The organism is Spirosoma sp. (assembly GCF_026391055.1).
Classification (GTDB): Bacteria; Bacteroidota; Bacteroidia; order Cytophagales; family Spirosomataceae; genus Spirosoma.
In genome coordinates this window covers 332,819-353,778 of the sequence record NZ_JAPLET010000010.1, presented here as the reverse complement: position 1 = coordinate 353,778, position 20,960 = coordinate 332,819, and the positions used below count along the sequence as shown (strand labels likewise).

The 20,960-nt window shown below is 47.6% G+C and carries 15 protein-coding genes; 3 read left to right on the top strand and 12 right to left on the bottom strand.

The features are described from left to right. Positions 1-117: 117 nt before the first annotated feature. Positions 118-1,305: an 8-amino-7-oxononanoate synthase gene (locus tag NT073_RS03870; RefSeq protein WP_297369038.1), complete on the top strand. Its 1,188-nt coding sequence runs from the start codon at positions 118-120 to the stop codon at positions 1,303-1,305. Continuing rightward, positions 1,302-1,931 (top strand): dethiobiotin synthase, encoded by a 630-nt coding sequence (bioD, locus tag NT073_RS03865; protein ID WP_297369034.1) that lies wholly within the window; start codon positions 1,302-1,304, stop codon positions 1,929-1,931. The genes NT073_RS03870 and bioD overlap by 4 nt, the downstream gene beginning before the upstream one ends. A 52-nt stretch (positions 1,932-1,983) precedes the next feature. Here bioD and NT073_RS03860 read toward each other — a convergent pair whose 3' ends face one another. From NT073_RS03860 to fusA, 9 genes are all read right to left on the bottom strand, one after another. Further along, positions 1,984-2,835, bottom strand: coding sequence for an aminotransferase class IV (locus NT073_RS03860; RefSeq protein WP_297369180.1), 852 nt, complete (start codon positions 2,833-2,835; stop codon positions 1,984-1,986). A 139-nt stretch (positions 2,836-2,974) separates the two neighbouring features. After that, a complete protein-coding gene (locus NT073_RS03855; RefSeq protein ID WP_297369031.1) occupies positions 2,975-5,056 on the bottom strand; it encodes a serine hydrolase in 2,082 nt (693 codons plus the stop codon). A 297-nt stretch (positions 5,057-5,353) separates the two neighbouring features. Next, on the bottom strand, positions 5,354-6,598 hold the full coding sequence (locus tag NT073_RS03850) for an aspartate kinase (RefSeq protein ID WP_297369028.1): 1,245 nt from the start codon (positions 6,596-6,598) through the stop codon (positions 5,354-5,356). A gap of 113 nt (positions 6,599-6,711) precedes the next feature. Further along, on the bottom strand, positions 6,712-8,646 hold the full coding sequence (gene dxs, locus NT073_RS03845) for a 1-deoxy-D-xylulose-5-phosphate synthase (protein ID WP_297369025.1): 1,935 nt from the start codon (positions 8,644-8,646) through the stop codon (positions 6,712-6,714). A 249-nt stretch (positions 8,647-8,895) separates the two neighbouring features. After that, the gene (locus NT073_RS03840; protein WP_297369022.1) at positions 8,896-9,822 is read right to left on the bottom strand and encodes a rhomboid family intramembrane serine protease; all 927 of its coding nucleotides are present in this window, start codon (positions 9,820-9,822) and stop codon (positions 8,896-8,898) included. A 3-nt stretch (positions 9,823-9,825) separates the two neighbouring features. After that, positions 9,826-10,605 carry a rhomboid family intramembrane serine protease gene (locus tag NT073_RS03835; RefSeq protein ID WP_297369019.1) on the bottom strand — a complete coding sequence of 260 codons (780 nt, stop codon included), beginning with the start codon at positions 10,603-10,605 and terminating at the stop codon, positions 9,826-9,828. A 35-nt stretch (positions 10,606-10,640) separates the two neighbouring features. Next, on the bottom strand, positions 10,641-12,698 hold the full coding sequence (gene mutL, locus NT073_RS03830) for a DNA mismatch repair endonuclease MutL (RefSeq protein WP_297369016.1): 2,058 nt from the start codon (positions 12,696-12,698) through the stop codon (positions 10,641-10,643). Between the two features lie 181 nt (positions 12,699-12,879). Continuing rightward, positions 12,880-13,185: a 30S ribosomal protein S10 gene (gene rpsJ / locus NT073_RS03825; RefSeq protein WP_012930032.1), complete on the bottom strand. Its 306-nt coding sequence runs from the start codon at positions 13,183-13,185 to the stop codon at positions 12,880-12,882. 108 nt (positions 13,186-13,293) lie between these two features. Then, positions 13,294-15,402 (bottom strand): elongation factor G, encoded by a 2,109-nt coding sequence (gene fusA / locus NT073_RS03820; RefSeq protein WP_297369011.1) that lies wholly within the window; start codon positions 15,400-15,402, stop codon positions 13,294-13,296. Positions 15,403-15,749: 347 nt separating this feature from the next. On the opposite strand from fusA, the gene NT073_RS03815 reads away from it, so the two are divergent. Then, the gene (locus tag NT073_RS03815; protein WP_297369009.1) at positions 15,750-17,531 is read left to right on the top strand and encodes an ABC transporter ATP-binding protein; all 1,782 of its coding nucleotides are present in this window, start codon (positions 15,750-15,752) and stop codon (positions 17,529-17,531) included. A gap of 130 nt (positions 17,532-17,661) precedes the next feature. Here the strand turns inward: NT073_RS03815 and NT073_RS03810 are convergent, their stop codons facing one another. The 3 genes from NT073_RS03810 to NT073_RS03800 form a co-directional block, all read right to left on the bottom strand. Continuing rightward, the gene (locus tag NT073_RS03810; protein WP_297369007.1) at positions 17,662-18,273 is read right to left on the bottom strand and encodes a DUF6624 domain-containing protein; all 612 of its coding nucleotides are present in this window, start codon (positions 18,271-18,273) and stop codon (positions 17,662-17,664) included. Between the two features lie 34 nt (positions 18,274-18,307). Then, a complete protein-coding gene (locus tag NT073_RS03805; protein WP_297369005.1) occupies positions 18,308-18,766 on the bottom strand; it encodes a DUF1905 domain-containing protein in 459 nt (152 codons plus the stop codon). A 352-nt stretch (positions 18,767-19,118) separates the two neighbouring features. After that, positions 19,119-20,756 (bottom strand): hypothetical protein, encoded by a 1,638-nt coding sequence (locus NT073_RS03800; protein WP_297369003.1) that lies wholly within the window; start codon positions 20,754-20,756, stop codon positions 19,119-19,121. Positions 20,757-20,960: the final 204 nt, after the last annotated feature.

Genomic DNA, 20,960 nt, shown 5'->3' with positions numbered 1-20,960 from the left:
GGCTAAGTGAAAGTTATCCACAATTTAATTGTGGATAAGTCCCTACTTACGCACATTTTACCAATTGATGCGCGAGCAAGGAAAATCAATCGGACAAGGCCTGTTACCTTTGTCGACATGCTTACTTCAACGGATTCGATTAACCAGACTTTGCTGGAGCGATTAGCGGTATATCGGCAGAAAGGGCTTTTAAGGCAACTCCGGATTGCAGATGAAGCCGTTGACTTCTGCTCAAATGATTACCTGGGCCTAGCACGCTCCTCCCAGCTTAAGCAGGCTATTCAGCAGGCCAATGCCGAACACAGTAGCCTGCGGACAGGAGCTACCGGCTCCCGTTTGCTGGCCGGTCAAACGACGCTTGCTCAAGAGGTTGAGCAGAAATTGGCTCTTTTTTATGGAACGGAAGCGGCTCTCGTTTTTAATTCAGGTTATGATGCTAACATCGGCCTGCTGGCCTGCCTACCTCGAAAAGGGGATACTCTGCTAACCGACGAGCTGATTCACGCCAGTATGATCGATGGTGCCCGGCTGAGTTATGCGGCCCGTCATCGGTTTCGGCACAATGATCTGGTCGATTTAAAAGCCCAACTGGAAGGCGCATCCCAGCCGCAAAACGGACAGATTTTTGTCGCCGTAGAATCGGTTTACTCAATGGATGGCGATGTGGCCCCCCTTCGTGAACTGGCGGATCTCTGCGACGAGTACGGGGCTGCTCTGTTGGTGGATGAGGCACACGCCACGGGCATCTACGGCTCTGAGAACGGGGTAAATGGAGAAGGCCTGGTGACTGCCCTAGGCTTACAAAACCGCGTGCTGGCCCGAGTGCATACATTTGGGAAAGCGCTGGGTGTTCATGGAGCCGCTATTGTAGGACCAGCCGTATTGCGCGATTACCTCATCAATTTTGCCCGGCCGTTTATTTACACGACAGCGTTGCCCCCGCATAGCCTGCTGGCTATCCGTTGTGCACATGACCAGGTGAGAGCAGACTCATCAGCTCTTCAGCAACTCCATCATCAACTTACTTACTTCCGTCGGCAGGTAGCCGAAAAACTACCGGGCAGCCAATGGAGCACTAGCCAATCGCCTATTCAGTGTCTTATCATTCCGGGGAATGACCGCGCTCGTCGGGTAGCGGCTGCAGCACAGGCTACCGGGCTAGATGTGCGGGCTATACTTAGCCCAACGGTTCCGGTAGGGCAGGAGCGATTGCGACTTTGCATCCATGCCTTTAACACAATCGACGAAATAGACCGGCTGGTAGACGTTCTTCAAAAAGCGCTGGCCGAAAACACTACACTATGAATACCACCAAATTACCTGCCCGCCTGATTGTGGCGGGTATAGGAACCGAAATCGGTAAAACGGTATCGTCGGCCGTGCTGGTCGAAGCCTTACAGGCCGATTATTGGAAGCCCGTTCAATCGGGCGGATTAGACGACTCGGATACGGCCACGGTCCGCCGATTGATTAGTAATACAAAATCGTATTTTCACCCGGAAGCTTACCGGCTTACGCAACCGCTTTCGCCACATGCAGCGGCCGAAATCGATGGCGTCACCATTGATCTGGCAAAATTCAACCTGCCCGAGACCCAGAATGCACTGGTGGTTGAATTGGCGGGGGGGCTTATGGTTCCCTTAAACAACCATGAACTGACCATTGATCTGGTTCAGAAGCTGGCCTTGCCTGTAGTACTTGTATCCCGAAACTACTTGGGAAGCATTAATCACACACTACTATCGGTTGAGGCTTGTCGAAGCCGGAACATTCCACTGGTTGGAATCTTGTTCAACGGTCCTACTGTTGCGGCTTCTGAATCGTTTATTTTGAACTACACAGGGCTGTCCTGTATCGGTCGAATCGGGCAGGAAGCCATTGTTACAAAGGATGTGATCAGCCGGTACGCCAGGTTGCTGTCGGGCCAATAATAAGCCCTGACTGGTTAAGATTTGGTAGATTTTGAAGAAGGTGTTTTGAGGTTTACCAAGTCTTAACCAGTTCATCGAACCGTTCCAGCAGAAACTTTGATTTAGGACCAACATGCCCGTCACCAATGGTCAGTTCGCCGATCTGGGTAATGGGCAGTATTTTTTTCGTAGAACTGGTTGTAAAGGCTTCGTCGGCGTCGTAAAGTTCGGAAAGAAGTACGGGTCGTTCTTCAACCTCGAAATCACTTTGAGCCAGTTGCATCACGGTTTTTCGCGTGATTCCGTGCAGAATATGCCGATCTGGTGTGCTGATTTTTTCGCCTTTGACGATAAAGAAATTGCTCCGGCTCAGTTCGCTGATTTCGCCCCCTTTCTGATACAATATATCCGACGCACGAGCCGCCCGAATAGCTTCGGCCATCAGAATCACACGTTTGTAATCGGTACTTTTTACTTCGGCCATTTCCCGAACATACTCATCCAGAATCACTTTTATCCCCTGCTCATACTGAATGACCGGAACCGGATGAATCATTTCGGCCAGGATGAAGAGGTTGGGCTTTTCCACGCTGATACTGTCTGCCGAATAACCACCCGTCAACACGAACCTGATGCCAACGTCGGTTGGTGTAGCCTTGCCGGTTTTGCCGATTGCTTCGTTACTGCGTTCCACCAGCTTCATGACAATTGCATACGTTTCGTCTTTTCCCAGCGGCAGTTTCAGGTGCATGCGGGAGGCCGAGTTCTGAAATCGTGCCCAGTACCAATCCCACTGGAACGGTCGCCCGTTGTACGTCAGGAAGTAATCAAATAGGCCATAGCCCCGCAGAAGGCCGAGGTCGGTAATGCCAACCGAAAGCTGGTCGGTAGGGGCGATGGTACCGTTGAAATATCCGTAAAACATGGGCGACACGTTGGTTTGACTCACGGCCAAAGATAAAGGAAATGGCTGAAAAAGGCACAGCCTGGTGCCGCTATGGAGAACCAGGCTGTGTTTGCTTTGATGCCTTTCGAAAAACCAGTTTGATTGAAGTGACCGGCTGCTAGCCTTCGCCCCGAACCGAAGCCGGGCGGGTTACGGTACTGAGTTTTACCCCCAATTTTGGGTTGATCGGCAGGGTAGGCGAAAGCTGAAAGCTCTGGGCTGAGGTTGCTAAAAAGCTGGGCATCCCATACTGCGGAAACAAATCGGTGGTTCCCCAGTCCTGTTGTTTAGCTACCGTAAGCACAGATGGGAAGTTGGGATACCAGGATTCACCCAGTGGGGTTGTGCCGTTCCAGCAAATGACAAGCGAATACCCATCCCGTTCAAAGTAAATGGTATTCTGGCTAGTCGACAGACTACCTCCTTTGTACCCCCAATACAGCCCTTTAGCTGCGTCGGTAACGCCCACAGCATCGAACCCGTGGTACCCATGGGCACTTAATTTGGGATTCGACGAAGCCGCAGCTGCATTGGCCAGCATGGTCGTTATAGTATCATCTTTTAACATGGGATTAGCCTGATGTACGCTCAGGGCGGCTAAGACCCGGGCAACATCGGTAGCAGCGGCCGATAACCCCCCCGAGCCATCACAAATCTCCATATTTGTTTCACCATATCCCAGTGTCACCAGCGGTTGACCGGGCGACATAACACTGACCGACGTGCTGAGCGGCTTTGGGTGGTAGCGAACTTCATCCGCAGCCTGCACGTTAACCAGCGTTCGTGACTGACGAACACGCGTGACGTTCAAGGGGCTTAAAAACGCCAATTGAATGGCGGCTTCGAACGAGGGTGCATTAAATAATTTGGCGACTATCTGACTTAGCAGGAAGTAACCGCCGTTGCTATAACCCGCAATAGCCGGATCGCCGGGCGTGCCGGCTAAGGTTTGTGAAGCGCAAAAGGACGACAATTGCGCGGGGGTTACGGGGAGTTTGGCCCCAAACGCTTTGGTAGCGGCAACGTCCTGCCAGATCAGGCCGGCGTCGACTCCCGCCGTCATCTCCAGCAAGTGTCGAATGGTAATCTGGCTGAATTTAGAATCAGTAGGGTTACCATTTTGGGGCGTTTTAAGCTGTAAAACACTTTGCAGGGTGGTATCGAGCGTAAGTTTACCCTGCTCAATGAGTTTATAGATAGCGATGGCCGCAAACGTTTTGGATACACTGGCCTGGCGAAACAGTGTTGTGGGCTGAACGGTTGGGTAGTCTGCCTCGGCCCAGGTATAGCCTTTGGCGTACACAAGCCGGGTGCCTTTTACAATGGCCAGCGATGCCCCGCGTAGTTGATTGATTTTCATAACCCCCTCCATAGCCGCGTCAATCTGTGCGATAGATGGAGAGCCAGTTGTTCTGAAGGTACGGGGGTGTTCCTGTTCCTCGGCTGCGAATATAGCGGCAAAGCGGGTGTTGGTACCTAACCCTTCTGCCGATACGCAGATTGGCGCCAGTCCTTTAGCCATGTGCTTTGTAAACTCGTCCTGATAGCCGCTGCTCGTCATATTATTCCGGGAAGACCAGGCGCTGACTTTTGTATCGGTATATACTTCCAGATAACCCTGCGACGGCGTAATGGCGATATGCACAGGACGTGCCCATCCAGAGGTGAGCGCATTAAAGCGCAGTTGGGTAGTAGCGAAGTCGTCGTTCACAGAATCGCAGTTCCAGGCTACTTTATTGGGGTTGGGATACCATACTGCCACATAACGGGTGTTACCGGGAGTACCATAGGCGTCAGCCCAGCGCAGTATGTTGCCACCATCCTGCTGTTGCTGATTGAGCTGACGAAACTCAGCCTCGGTTAAGCCAAAGCGTGTCAGTGGTGTGGGGCTGACCGGCCAGAACGAAACCGCAAATAAGGGATCGGTAGCCGAACCGGTTGCACTTATGATATAAGGGCCCCAACCTTTTGCCGACATCTCGTTGAACTTCGCCTGAAACTGGCTGGCGCTTAAGCCGAAGAATTGCTGCTCGGCAATGACAGCGGGTCGTTTAATCATGACAACCGCATACCGAGGGTCATTACGGTCGCCATATATGCAAAGTGAGAGGGTACGATACCCTTTAATTGCCGATGAATCAACCATTTGCTTGTGGACAGCCGCGTTACGATCATGCCACGCAATAATATCTAGTGCCATTTTGAGAAAAAGAGTTTAGCAGGGTTCTCCTTTGATAAGACCAGGAGATCATCTGCTGAAAAGGTAGAGAATAGTAACCGGTAGGTTTTATTGTTTTGAGTGAGCGGTTGAACGTATTCCTTATCGGCAACAGATGTTAATAAATGAGTGGATTTGGGCAGATGCAACCCTAGTAGGCTACATAAAACGCCGACGGTCGATACGACAATGCCGGGTTTATCCTAAGCACTGTCGTATCGACCGTCGGCGTTTTAAATTGACTAGATCGGGCTGTATTCGACCCGGTTATAAATTTGTTCAGTTACTCAAATCTTTAACAACGAGCTGAACCGTATACCGGCTTTTTTGCTCCAGCAGGAGTTTTTTGTTCGGCATCACGCGATCTATGGTTCCCTGGTCGTAGTAGCGGATGGTGATCAACTCCACGTCGCTGTTGTACGTTACCCGGAAATCCTGTTTTAATAGATTCAGTAAAGCAGGCACCCGGTCTGGATTGTTATCCACAACCACGGAGAAGCTAATGGCGGTGTTTTGCATCAGATTGATTTTAACTCCCGCTTGCGCAAACATGCCGAAAATACGACTTAAGTTGTCTTCCGCGATGAATGAAAAATCGTTCGGATGCAGCGAAATCAGCACCTGGTTAACTTTGAAAATAAACGACGGAATGCTTAAGTGCTGTTCATAATTGCCAATGACCGTTCCGGGGGCTTCCGGCTTTAGAAAGGAACGCACATAGAGCGGGATGCCCTTGTTCTGAAGGGGCTTGATCGTTTTGGGGTGAATGACGGTTGCACCGTAATACGCCAGTTCAATAGCATCTTGGTAGGTTAGCCGTTCCAGCAGGACCGTATCATCGAACCATTTTGGGTCGGCGTTCAGCACACCTGGTACGTCTTTCCAAATGGTAACGCTTTCGGCATTCAGGCAAAAGGCATAGATAGCCGCGGTGTAGTCCGATCCTTCTCGGCCAAGCGTAGTTGTTCGCCCATCTTCCGTCTGACCAATAAAACCCTGAGTGATGTTAACCCCATTCTTTTTGACCGCACTGTTTATTTGCCGACTAGTCAACTCCCAGTCGACCCGGCCTTCCCGAAAGGTTGCGTCCGTTTGAACCAGTTGGCGGGAGTCTAACCAGCGGCTTGAAAGGCCTATCTTATTCAGGTAAGCGAAAATAATCTGCGTAGACAAGAGCTCACCTACCGAAACAATCTGGTCGTATACCTCATCATATAAAGCGCTAACCGGACTTTTCAGGTAGTTTTCCAACTGCGCGAATGTATAATGAACCTGATTGTAGTTGCCAGTCAGGTCGTCCATGATGTTTGTATGGTAGCTTTTTAAGCTAGCCAGTTGCGCCTTAACGTCATCCGGGCGCTTATCTACATACGCTCGAACGAGGGCTTCCAGAGCGTTGGTCGTCTTGCCCATGGCCGAAACGACAACAACGATATCCTTACCCTGTTTTTGGATAATATCGGCCAGATTACGTACACCGGCAGCATCCTTTACCGAAGCTCCGCCAAATTTGAAAACCTTCATACTGGTAAAAAAAGAAAGGAACACGGATAAGACGGATTGAACAGATTTATACGGATAGTCTATCCGCCAAAACCCATTTTATCCGTCTTATCCGTGTTCCCAGGTATACTTGATTAAACAGTTACAGCCCGGCCAGTAAAGAGCAACTCGCGAACGGCATCGGCAATACCCTGCGGATCGAAACCACACTCGCGGTGGAGTTCGATTTGTTCACCATGCTCAATAACGGCGTCGGGGATTCCCAGGCGTTTGACGCGGGCCATATAGTCGTTGTTCGCCATGAATTCCAGCACCGCACTACCAAATCCGCCCATTACGCAACCATCTTCGACGGTCACGACCCGGTCGAAACGGCTGAAGATTTGATGAAGCAGCGCTTCGTCCAGAGGCTTCACGTAGCGCATATCAAAATGAGCAGGACGGATACCTTCTTTCGCCAGCATAGTCGTGGCCTCAACGGCATAATTTCCGATATGGCCGATAGTTAGAATGGCAACCTCTTCGCCATCACTGATCATTCGGCCCTGGCCAATCACCTGTTTCTCAAGGGGAGTACGCCAGTTGGGCATAACGCCTTCGCCCCGTGGATACCGGATGGTGAAGGCCTGCTTACCCTGCTGAACCTCGTCTGACTGAGCGGTAAACATCATGTTGCGAAGTTCCTGTTCATTCATTGGCGCGGCCACAATCATGTTCGGAATACAACGCATATAAGCTAAATCATAAGCCCCGTGGTGCGTAGGTCCATCAGCACCAGCAAAACCGGCGCGGTCGAGGCAGAAGATAACCGGTAATTCCTGGATGCAGACGTCGTGAATAACCTGATCATAGGCCCGCTGCATGAATGTCGAGTAGATGTTGCAGAAGACAACTTCACCCTGCGTAGCCATACCGGCAGAGAACGTTACGGCGTGCTGTTCGGCAATGCCTACATCGAAAGCCCGCGTTGGCATCGCCTTCATCATAATGTTCATCGACGAGCCGGATGGCATAGCGGGCGTGACGCCCACAATACGAGCGTTCTGCTCGGCTAACTCAACCAGTGTATTTCCAAACACATCCTGATACTTGGGCGGTTGTGGCTTATCGTAAATTTTCTTTTGGATAACCCCCGTCACTTTGTCGAACAAACCGGGCGCGTGCCATTTGGTCTGGTCTTTTTCTGCTGGTCCGTAGCCCTTACCTTTTACCGTAAGTACGTGTAAAAGCTTAGGGCCAGGGATGTGCTTCATATCGTCCAGAACACTAACCAGATGATCGATGTCGTGACCGTCAATGGGCCCGAAATAACGCAGATGAAGTGATTCGAACAGATTGCTTTGTTCGAGTAATGAGCTCTTGATACCCGACTGAACCTGAGAAACCAGCTCCTGCGCTGTTTTGCCCAGTTTATCCATTTTGCCGAGCAGGTTCCAGATCTCGTCTTTTACTTTGTTGTAGGTCTGAGACGTGGTAATGTCGGTAAGATATTCGCGCAAAGCCCCAACGTTTGGGTCGATGCTCATGCAGTTATCATTCAGGACAATCAGCAGATTGCTATCCGTAGCACCGGCATGGTTCATCCCTTCAAACGCTTCTCCTGCTGTGAGGGCACCATCGCCAATGACGGCAATATGGTTCCTGGACGTATTCCCCTGAAGTTGTGAGGCAACGGCCATACCCAGCGCTGCCGAGATGGAAGTCGATGAGTGACCAACGCCGAAGGAGTCATACTCGCTTTCTTTTCGTTTGGGAAACCCCGACAGACCCTTATAGAATCGATTGGTGTGAAATTTCTCCCGCCGACCGGTCAGGATTTTATGCCCATAAGCCTGATGGCCTACATCCCAGACCAGTTGATCGTCAGGGGTATTGAAAACGTAGTGAAGCGCAACGGTTAACTCAACTACACCCAAACTAGCGCCGAAATGGCCGCCATAAACAGATACATCATCAATGATGAACTGACGTAATTCATCAGCAACCTGGGGTAAACGGGATTTATCTAGTTTACGAAGATCTTCGGGCGTATTGATGGTGGCAAGAAGACTGCCAGGGGTAATCAGCATGGTGGTAGCAGCTAAGCGTCTGTCTTACAACAACACACGTTCAGAATTCATTGTTCTATTGATGACGTGCAAATATATTCGTATAACGAAGCTACTACAAATTTTATGAATTATAAAAAATCTAAGCCTTCGGCTACCTGTATACTTACGTAGGGACCGAAGGCTTAGATTTTTAAAAGAATAGTAAATACCTGCTCTGTGCTCAATAAGGGGCAAAAACAAGATTCTATTTCGGAAAAATCGCTCTAACTAGTTGCGTTGACTAGCCCGGAAAAGTTTTTGTTTCTCTTCACGCGTGAGACTTTCGTAGCCAGACCGTGATATTTTATCGAGAATCATATCGACCTCATCCTGATCGGGCGTTGAGGCCGATGCAGACGATGCACCGGCTGCCGATACATACGAACTGGCTTGTGTGCTGGCGTTGCTTCGCTGCCGATATGACACCTTAACCGCTGGCTTCGGTCTAAGCAGGTTGCTCCAGCCATCCACTAGCCAGTAGATAGGACGTCCGAGATCAGTACCATTCTGAAGTAACTTAACGTACACGAACCCCATCAGCGCACCGCCCAGATGAGCCAGATGACCGCCTGCGTTCGATCCGGCCGTTTGGGCTACCGAAAGAATAATAAAGAAAAAGACAATGTATTTGATGCGTACCGGTCCAAAGAAGAGCAGATGGAAGGTGTAGTTAGGCAGCAAGGTGGCAGCCCCAACCGCTACCGAAAAAGCAGCCGCCGATGCACCCAGCATACGTGCGCCATCCGCCTGGCTCTGGAAGAAAGGTACCAGATTGTACATCGCCAGATAAAGCAACCCACCGGCAAGACCTCCCATAATGTAAAGACCCATGAGCCGCCGATTACCCAGGTATTCGTCAATCAGGCGACCGAACCAGTACAGAAACAGCATGTTATAGAGAATATGAAAAATCTCTTCATGCGAGAAAAAGTACGTGAATAGTGTCCAGGGTTTGCGTAAAAACGCATGTATTTCACCCGGAACCATTAATTGGTTCGTAATGAAAACATAAGCGCCCGTATTTTCGGCCATTGTCAAACTGACTTTCGTCACCAACAGTACCAGAAATATAACGACGTTAACTAATATCAATTGGACCAACGTATTGTTGGGCTTATTGAATTCGCTCCGAAAATCATCGAACAACCCGCTCATTCTTTAATAAAACGTTTTTCGTTGTGAACCCCAGTATTTTATCAGTATAAATGCAAACAGCATGCCGCCAATATGGGCGAAATGAGCAACGTTGTCGGCCTGTGTCCGATACACGCCCGAGTAAAGCTCAAAGGCCCCGTAAAAGATAACGAGATACTTCGCCTTTACTGGTATAGGTGGAAACAATAAAAAGAGTTGAGTGTTCGGAAACAATAATCCAAATCCCATGATAACTCCAAAAATTGCTCCCGAAGCGCCTACCATTGGCTCATCAACCTGATTGGAAAAAATTCGGTTGACAATGGCAACACTGTCCTGTATGTTTTTACTATCGTTTGGAAAACTTTTAAACTTGTCAATAAAAGGCGTTAACCGATCGTAGTATGAAACCGCATGCTGGTCGACAAAGCCAAGAAAGTTATCGTAACCAGGATTATCTCTATAGGCTTGTACTGTTTCATATACATCGTGTACTTCATAATAGTTTATACCCGAAAATAATAGCGCAGCACCCAGCCCGGTAAAGAAGTAAAAGAATGTAAACCGCTGTGCTCCCCAAGTTCGCTCCAGCATAGGGCCAAAAACGACCAGACCAATCATGTTACTGAAAATGTGGTTGAAGCCACCATGCAGAAACATGTGCGTTAATAACTGGATTGGATTGAATTTATCGGATAAAAATGAGTGCAGTCCAAATTGGTCAATGATTGCATCATTTGTAACCAGAAAAACTATTACGTTTAGAATTAATAACGCGCGAACTACTGGAGTGAGTGAAAACATTTTATAATGACAAGTTATGCCGATTAAAGCAAATATCAGCGAAATAGACCTGCAATTTTATCCAACGACAACACAACCGTTACTGGCTCGCCGGTAGGTGTGTAGCTTGGGTTAGCAGATGCGAACAATTGATTGACTAAGGCCTTTCGCTCCGTAGTGCTCAGGCGATTTACATAACGCATAGCCGACCGGCGTGCCAGTGAACGGGCCATGGATTCAATTCGATCTAATTTCAACCGGCCTGTATCGGCCCGGAGTTGTGCCAGCAGGTTAGCAAACAATTCCTCTTCATTTTCGCCCATGATCAGAGCAGGTACACCCCGGATGACAAACGTATTGGCACCCAGTTCATCAAACTCAAAGCCCAAATTCGTCAGATCATCGCGCAGGTCAAGCGCTAACTGAAAATCTACCGGCATTAGCGTTATCGTTTTAGGAAACAACAACTGCTGCGAGGCTCCATTTCGTTTGGTGAGCGATGCATGAAACTGATCGTACAGGATTCGCTCGTGGGCCCGACGTTGGTCGATCAGCAGCATACCAGACTTGATGGGGGCCAGTAAGTATCGATTCTGTATCTGAACAATGTTATCATCATCAACCAGTACAGGAACATCTTGTTCGGGCGATTCCAAACTTACCTGTAACTGATTGGCCCGGCTCCCCAGCGTAATGGGTTCACTTTCTGCTGCTGGCGGCTCGGGAGTAGCCGGTGCTGGTTTCGCCGGTCCCAGCCAATCGCCTTTCTCCTCCGGCTGCGCTACCGAGCCCGGTGAGGGGCCTGCGTTGCCTGCCACGCCTTCGTACAGCGTTTGCCAGTTATTGACAGAAGGCTTATGATCTGCTTTTCGAGGCATATCGAAACTACTGCCCGCAGCTTTGTCCAGCGATTCATTTCGTAAAGACGTTCGCTCATTAACTGGCTGCTGCGTTGCTCCCGATGCCCAGGATGGTGAAATAGGTCGTGCCGAACCCGGTCCGCTTGTGGTGGGCTTACTATCGGCACTACCATTGCGATTGGCATTGATATCAGCCGATGCAGGCTTTGGACGAACACCCGCCAGAAAATTAACATCCGAATCGAAGTCGAGGGAAGGGGAGAGGTTGTAAAGCCCCACCGCTTTCCGAACGGCCGCCATCATGATGGCATACACCGACCGCTCGTCATCGAATTTTATCTCCGTCTTTGTCGGGTGAATATTAATGTCGATATGCGACGGGTCAATATCGATGAACAACACGTAAAAGGGATGGCTACCTTCGGGCAGTGTACCCTCGTAGGCGCCTACTACCGCATGGTGCAGGTAATTGTGCTTGATAAATCGATTGTTAACGAAGAAGAACTGCTCGTTGCGGGCTTTCTTGGCCGATTCGGGTTTGCCAATGTATCCATGCACGGTTACATACGGGGTTTGTTCTTCGCAGAAGTTCAACTGCTCGCGGTAGCTCTTTCCGAACATATCAACAATACGTCGGCTCAGCTTTCCGCTGGGGAGGTTGTAAATCTCCTGGTCATTATGAAACAGAGAAAACGCAACTTCCGGGTTGGCGAGGGCCACTCGCTGAAATTCGTCGATAATATGGCGCATCTCCACCGAATTCGATTTCAGAAAATTGCGCCGGGCGGGTACGTTGAAAAATAAATTCTTGATCAGCAGGTTCGTTCCGGGTAAACACGAAATAGCTTCCTGTGCCTTAATGTCGGAGCCTTCGATTCGGATGAGTGTACCCAACTCTTCTTCAGCCCGACGCGTGCGCATTTCAATTTGAGCAACGGCCGCAATCGACGCCAGCGCTTCACCCCTGAAACCCATTGTCCGAATTCGGAACAGATCGTCCGACGAACGGATTTTAGAGGTGGCGTGGCGCTCGAAACTCATGCGGGCATCGGTTTCAGTCATGCCGACACCGTCGTCCACAATCTGAATCAGGTTACGGCCTGCTTCCCGAACAATGACCTGCACGGATTTCGCTTTCGCATCTACCGAGTTTTCCAGCAACTCTTTCACTACCGAAGCGGGGCGCTGAACAACTTCACCAGCCGCAATCTGGTTAGCAATCGAATCGGGTAGTAGCTGAATAACGTTTAACATAACGAACGGATAGATCTCCTCAAACGGCTAGGTGCCGTATCTACAATATACAAAAATAACCCGTTAAAAGGCCGTATAATTCAACAGAATGAGAGGGAAATTCCCTGAAAACATAAATGCCGCTGGTATGAAACGATTTCGTCCCAAACCAACGGCATTCGAAGCCTTCAACTAAAAATCGTTAGACTTTGATCTCAACGTCAACACCACTGGGTAGTTCGAGCTTCATGAGCGCGTCTACCGTTTTAGCACTGCTGCTGTAAATGTCTACCAGACGCTTGTAGGTGCACAGTTGGAACTGTTCCCGAGCCTTTTTATTGACGTGGGGCGACCGCAGAACGGTATAGATCTCTTTGTTTGTTGGCAGAGGGATGGGGCCGCTTACGATAGCACCCGTCGACTTAACCGCTTTCACGATCTTCTCAGCCGATTTGTCAACCAGCATGTGGTCGAACGACTTTAGCTTAATGCGAATTTTTTGGCTCATTGTGTTTTGGTTCGTTATGTGAATATGCCGCCGAAAGAACCATTTACTCCAGCGACACAAAAAATGGGCAGTTGATCAACCGACCAACTGCCCAATATCCTGAAAAACTTATTTACCTTTTTCTTTTGCTACAACGCTGTCAGCAATGTTCTGCGGAACAACTTCGTAGTGAGCAAAGGTCAGGTTAGCCGTAGCACGACCCGACGACATGGTACGCAGATCCGTTACGTAGCCGAACAGTTCTGAAAGAGGGACGTCAGCCTTGATCACCTGCGATCCAGCTTTCGTATCCATGCCCTTCATTACACCCCGGCGACGGTTGAGGTCACCCGTAATTGGACCGGTATATTCTTCCGGCGTCAATACTTCAACAGCCATGATTGGTTCGAGCAGTTTCGGACCAGCCTGACGGGCAGCTTCACGGAAGCCTAAACGAGCGGCCATTTCGAACGACAGTGAGTCGGAGTCAACGTCGTGGTACGAACCATGGAACAACCGAACTTTCATGCTTTCGAGGGGGAAGCCAGCTAATGGGCCATTTTTCAGCGACTCGTCAAAGCCTTTCTGAACGGCAGGAATAAATTCACGGGGAATTACACCACCTACGATACCATTAACGAACTCCAGACCTGGCTGAACAACACCGGTTTCATCCTGTTCCCGTGGTCCGAGTTCAAATACGATGTCGGCAAACTTACCGCGACCACCCGTTTGTTTCTTATAAACTTCACGGTGTTCAACGTTTTTCGTCAGCTTCTCTTTGTACGCTACCTGTGGCGCACCCTGGTTAACTTCCACCTTGAACTCACGACGCATGCGGTCGATGATAATTTCAAGGTGAAGCTCACCCATACCACGGATAATGGTCTGGCCGGTTTCTTCGTTCGACTCAACTTTAAGGGTTGGGTCTTCTTCGATCAGTTTACCGATAGCTTTCGAGAAGTTATCCTGGTCGGCCGATTTCTTAGGCTCGATGGCGTAACCGATAACGGGATCGGGGAACACCATTGATTCCAGAACGATTGGGTGTTTCTCATCCGACAGGGTATCGCCCGTCTTGATGTCTTTGAAACCAACCACGGCACCGATGTCACCAGCTTCCAGACGCTCGATCTGGTTCTGCTTGTTAGCGTGCATCTGGAAAATCCGGGAAATCCGCTCTTTGTTGCCCGAACGGTTGTTCAGGATATATGAACCAGACTCCAGAACGCCCGAGTACGAACGAACGAAGCAAAGACGACCTACGTAAGGGTCGGTAGCAATTTTGAACGCAAGGGCTGAGAAAGGCTCCGTTGACGAAGGCTTACGAGAAATCTCTTCGCCAGTGTCTGGATTTGTTCCTTTGATGCTTTCCTTGTCCATTGGCGATGGCAACAGAGCCATCACGTAATCGAGCATGGTTTGCACACCTTTGTTCTTGAAAGATGAACCGCAAAGCATCGGAACGATTTTCATGCTGATGGTTGCTTTCCGCAGAGCCGCCAGAATTTCGTCTTCCGAGATCGATTCAGGATCTTCAAAGTATTTCTCCATCAGGGAGTCGTCGAACTCAGCAACGGCTTCCAGAAGTTTTTCGCGCCATTCGGTAGCTTCATCCAGCATATCGGCTGGGATGGGTACCTCCTGGAATGTCATACCTTTATCATCTTCATTCCACTGGATACCGCGGAAGTTAACGAGGTCAACTACACCTTTGAAGTTCTCTTCTTCGCCGATTGGCAACTGAAGGGGAACAGCGTAACTGCCCAGCATTTCCTTAACCTGCTTGCACACGTTCAGGAAGTCGGCACCGGAGCGGTCCATTTTGTTAACGAAGCCTAAACGAGCAACGTTATAGTTGTTGGCCAAACGCCAGTTAGTTTCCGACTGAGGCTCTACACCGTCAACGGCACTGAAAAGGAACACCAGACCATCCAGTACACGCAGCGAACGGTTCACTTCAACCGTGAAGTCAACGTGGCCTGGTGTATCGATGATGTTGATGTGGTACTTATTAGCGCGGTAGGTCCAGTCAACAGTGGTAGCGGCAGAGGTAATTGTAATACCCCGCTCCTGCTCCTGTTCCATCCAGTCCATCGTTGCGGCACCATCGTGTACCTCACCAATCTTGTGGCTTACCCCGGCGTAATAGAGAATTCGTTCGGTTGTTGTCGTCTTACCCGCATCAATGTGGGCAGCGATACCGATGTTTCTCGTGAAATTTAAATCGCGAGCCATTAGCTTGTTATACTGAAAGTTATGTTTTTCTACTATCGAAGAAAGAAGCGCCTGCACATTGCTGGAAGGCCTCTTTGCGAATCAGGACGCAAAATTACTGAAAGTCAACCACAAATCAAATCGAATCGTAAAGAATATACTGTTAACGAACCGCTTGTGTTATAAATAAGCCTTGCCCGTACAATTACAGAGTGCCTAATTGTAGCCACGCCAGTAAGCGTAAAATAATAGGTAGTATCAGGCCACTATAACACAGATTAAAATTTACATTTTGTTAACGATTTTCTTGTTTTGTGAATATATGTCTCTATATTCGTTAGAGTAAATAGACCGTAACTTGAACCTTCATGAAAAACCCGTATGTAGCCCTGCTACGTACTGCCTGGACGTATGCACGATACGAAAAGCGGCAGTATGTGCTCGTGTATCTCCTCTTTATCCTGGCTAATATTGTCAGAGCTGCTTTTCCTCTATTATTTGGCTGGTTTGTTGGTGAACTTCAAAAACAGCAGACGGATATTCCCCGCCTGATCTGGATGTATGCCGGGGCTCATCTGGGTCTGATGTTGCTGGACTGGTCTTTTCATGGTCCGGCCCGCGTCATGGAACGCCGACTGGCTTTCAACCTGAGCCGGAATTTTCTGGATGAATTGTTTCATCAAACGCTGCACTTGCCCGTTAGCTGGCATAAGGAACACCATAGCGGTGATACCATCAGCCGAATCCGGAAAGCTTACGATGCGTTGAGAGGGTTTTTTCAGGGAGGATTCGTCTACCTCAACGCCTTGTTCAAGCTGATATTTTCCTTTGGTGCCATGCTATATTTTTCGCCCCTATTCGGCATTATAGGCTTGGGTCTGGGGGCGTTGACGGTCTGGGTCATTCTCCGTTTTGACCGTCCATTTATTAAGGCCCTCGACGAAACCAACGAACATGAGCACGTCGTTTCGGCCAGCCTCTTCGATAATCTGTCGAACATTATTACAGTTATTACCCTGCGGTTGGAGCAACGTATACAGGTTAGTTTCGGTCAGAAAGTAGACGCCGTTTTCCCGCCTTTCCTAAAGCAGGTCAAGATCAATGAATGGAAGTGGTTTGTGGCGACGCTGCTGGTGACGCTGATCTACATTGTTATGTCAACGGGCTATATCTATCAGCATTACGTGCCGGGCCAGGTGTTCCTGATTGGCGGTCTGGTAACGCTGCTGGGGTATGTAAACCAATTTACGAGTGTATTCAATGACGTTGCGTTTCAGTATACGCAGATCGTTCAGTACAACACCGACGTTCAAACAGCGCGAGGTATTGGCGAGGCTTACGCCCAGCATGTACGCCCTGAAGAGGAAGCCCTGCCCAAAAACTGGAAAACGATCAGCATCAGTGGCCTTAATTTCTCGCACGGCCGCACTTTTGGCACATCGAAAAAAGCGGCTAACCTGAGTGAACTGCAAATCAGTTTGCGCCGGGGCCAGCGCATAGCCTTCATAGGTGAGAGTGGTTCAGGGAAAAGCACCCTGCTAACGCTCCTTCGGGGATTGTACCAGCCGGAGCCGGGAATGTCGGTTTGGGTAGATGGTGAAGAACTGTCAGGTCTGAATGCGGTCACGAATACGGTAACACTGTTTCCGCAGGAACCGGAAATATTCGAAAATACGATTGCTTATAACATCACGCTTGGCCTGCCGTTCGATGATGAAACCATTTCGCGTGTTTGCCAGGTAGCCCGTTTCAACGAGGTGGTGCATCGGCTACCCAATGGGCTGGAAACAAGCATTCAGGAGAAAGGCTTGAATTTGTCCGGGGGACAACGGCAACGGCTGGCACTGGCACGGGGTGTATTGGCCGCCCGCACCAGCGACATTGTACTGCTCGATGAGCCAACCAGTAGCATCGACCCCAAAACGGAACTGGCGATCTACCGTAAACTACTGAATGAGTTTACCGACAAAGCGGTTGTCTCAACGCTTCACCGCCTGCATTTACTACCCCTGTTCGACTACATCTACATCATGCAGGACGGCAAAATCATTGATGAAGGCAGCTTCCAGGAGTTACAGGTGCGGAGTGATGTATTTCAGGAGATGTGGGCGCACCAGAAGGATGTCATGGAACAGCCGGTGCTTGTGTAACGGATTGATGGGATAAACTGGAACGACTTCACAAGAGTGGATCGAAAAGCGATGGTAGTTAGTTTGAACGTGCTAACGCCATCCGCTTTTCAATCCGCCGGTGCGGGGTCTCTGCTCTTTCTATGAGGAGCTATGCGGAAATCCATCCGACTGTTCTGCGCCAGGCATCATAGTCTTCCTGCATTTGTTGCCTTTCGTTTACCGTTGGTAGTTTTGCCTGCTCAACGTTCATCCGAGCTGTTAATTCGACCAATTGCTCATCAATTGTGTTTAGCCCTAACTTCTGACGGCGTTGATCAACCTTCTCGACAGAATCATCAAGCTGATAGCACACCAGTCGACCCTGTCCGTCATCTACAAACTGAGTACCATAAAACTGGGGTTGGTTTTCATACATCGCGATTCGGTCGGCCAGAAAAGCTAGATTGGCTGGATCAATCGTCCTTGTTTTTGCTTGCTCGTTCATCAAGGCAAGCGAGCGTTTCATGAATGAAGGCAGGCTGATCGCATGCTGGACAATTAACCAGGCTGCCTGACTCGCTTCCTCGCCAACTTGTTCCTGAGCCGGCCAGCCAATCTGAGTAATCATTTCCTGAAGTCGCCGGGCATTGTCAAGATGCACGTCCTCCATTTCCGGATTATACCCACCAGTTAGCTTTCCTTCTTCAGCAAGGCGTTGTCTAACGTCAAGGTCGTTTCTCTGCCGTTCTATCAACTCTTGTGCAATGTCAGGATACAACATCTTTATCAGATAGAATGGACAGTTTCTGGACGGGCTATTTAGTTAATTTATCAATATGATTAATAATCATCTTGACCTGCTTCTCTTCACTTCTTTGAGAAAGAATCTTCTTCAAAATTTCATGTCTCTCCTCTTCCGGCATCTTTTCAAATGATTTGAGAACGTCTGCTTCTTTAAAAGTGTCTAAAACCTGTTCTTCTGTTATCTGTTCTTTTATATTCAGTAAATAAAGTGTCACAGTTACCGTATCGCCACCAGTTTTATTAATTGCACTCCTTATTTCCTGATTTATAGAAATAAGTTTGTCTTGACCTGTGATTGTAAACAGGTTTTTAGTTTCCAGTTTGTATTCGTCAATATAGCCTGAGACTTTAAGATCTCCCCACTTTCCTGCGATGTGTTTGGTGTTTGGAATTTGAATGTGATACGTCCAGGCACCTTTCCCTGACTCATATTTCAATTCAAGTTTTTCGTCCTTTACCAGATAGTCCATTTTTGTCGCTTTCGTCTTTTCGCCTTTATATCCAACGACTTTGTTTACTAGGGCCAACCAGAATGAATGAAATCCGTGGGGTATTTCCTATGTCGCACGAATACTGAGTTGGAAAGCTTAAAACCTGCCTTAATAAGTACTTAATGGATTATTAGCCAACGACCACGGGTGTTGATGGCCCACAAGATGGTTGAAAAGAGCGAACGACTCGCCTACCTTTACACTCCCTGCCTTTAGAAGCCTGCATCCTGTTAGCGGTAAGTTACCAATGTAGAGCAAACACGATGCTGAGTTAAAGTTGCTATATCTATGCAGCAACCAATTTTAACTTTACAGTTTATTCTGCCCTATATTATTTGTCCCGCAGTTTTCTAGAGACAAAGCTTATTATTTTGGGCAACGTTTGGTTTATAAAAGTCAGATCACTATATTCTGGAATTGCCTTCGATGGATTTATTCTTTTCCAAACACGGTCTGCTAATTTCGATGAACGAACAATGTAGTTTTCTTTTCTTTCCGCAAGAGCAATGCCATATTCAAAAGGCATCCAAGGTGAAATACTGTATTTGCCATCACCTACAGGCATTTGTTCTTCGTGATGCCAAATAGCTAGAAAAAAATCACACGCTTTAATTTTTCTCATAACCTCATCAAGGATAATCTCACCTCCAGCATCTTGATATTCATCTAGGTGATATTCATGTTTTAAAGCGTCTTGAATTAATTTGACGTGAGCTGTAGCACTGTATGGATAGGAAAGAAAAATTCTCTGTTTAAAGTCTTTTTTATTTCTAATTTTTACTATTTTTAGTAATTCTAATGTTAATTTATTGTAATATTCTTGATCAACGTTTTGCTGTAATTTATTTATTCCTTCATCTATCCTCGATTCATAATTAAGTTTATCATCATTACCTTTCATTGTTTTTGCTTCAGTCAATAACGGGATAGCATTATAATTTTTTTTGGGATATAAAGGTGCACCAATTTTGAAGTCATAACGTGATATATCATAATCTATGTCGCTAGATATTTTTATTTTTTCTCTCACCCATAAATATAAATCTTTCGAATCAATAGTCTCATTCCCTTTATATTCCAGAAGGCCCTCCCAAATGTTAGTATCTTGTGTATTTTTTCTCAGCAAACCAGTTATAATGTTGAAGTTTGCATTCGCAATCAAGTCAAAAATTGACGATAAGGCACCTGGTATGTCTTTATGGTAAATCCCGATATGAACTAACTTTTCCCATGACTCCACCTTGGGGAAGTAAATTCTTAATGTTCTCTCTTTTGTATCTGAGAAAAGAAGATATTTTAACTTCATTTTCTCTAAGGAATTAGGATACAAATTTGTTTGTATTCTGTTTAATAAATTAGGTGGTAGACTTATTTTTACTCTATTTTTAGAATTTTCTGAAACCACAGTTACGGTTTCCTGATAATGTATGATTTTTTTCTCAAGTGGAGTCATATAGAGCTGAAGCCTATATTCCCCATTTTGTTTCTCCCAAAATATTGATTCTCCACAATAAGCAATAACTCTCTCAAAAATTTTCAAAAATCTATAATCACTTACAGGAAAAACGTAATCGTATATTCTGTATTTTTGTTTTGCCCATTCGTATGTTTTGTCTTCTCGTAGATTTGATGTTGATAAATCTAGCAGAAGGTTAACAGTATGCTGGCTTTGATGATTAATAGATGAAGATTCCTGCGTAACTATATTGATTTTCAAGGATGATAATGCACTCACTAGTTTCCTCACAACCCCTACGCCGTCCTTCATTGTGCAGCGTAAAATAGCTAGCTCCGTGCTCGGATCATAAGGCGTAACAATTACTTCACAATGAGATGCCTCTTCGACGAATGGAGAAATTAACCCTATTCTAACTGTTGTATTCGGTATAAATCCTAGATGACCTGTATGAAATGGTGGAACGATTATTTCATTGTTGTCTAATTCTCTTAAGTAATCAAGTACAATCATGGTTTAGCAGTGTGGCTAGTTAATAAGATCAAATTGCGACTTTATACTTTCATGCTGCAAGCAATTTAGCATGCTTCTGCCCATAATAAAATTATTCGCATAAAAATGTGAAACCTTTAAAAATTGGTCAGAGCGCGAAGCTTGGCTATGCTGCTAATCCGCCTTTCGCTGATGTTCAGACTGCCAATCATAACTTCATACTTC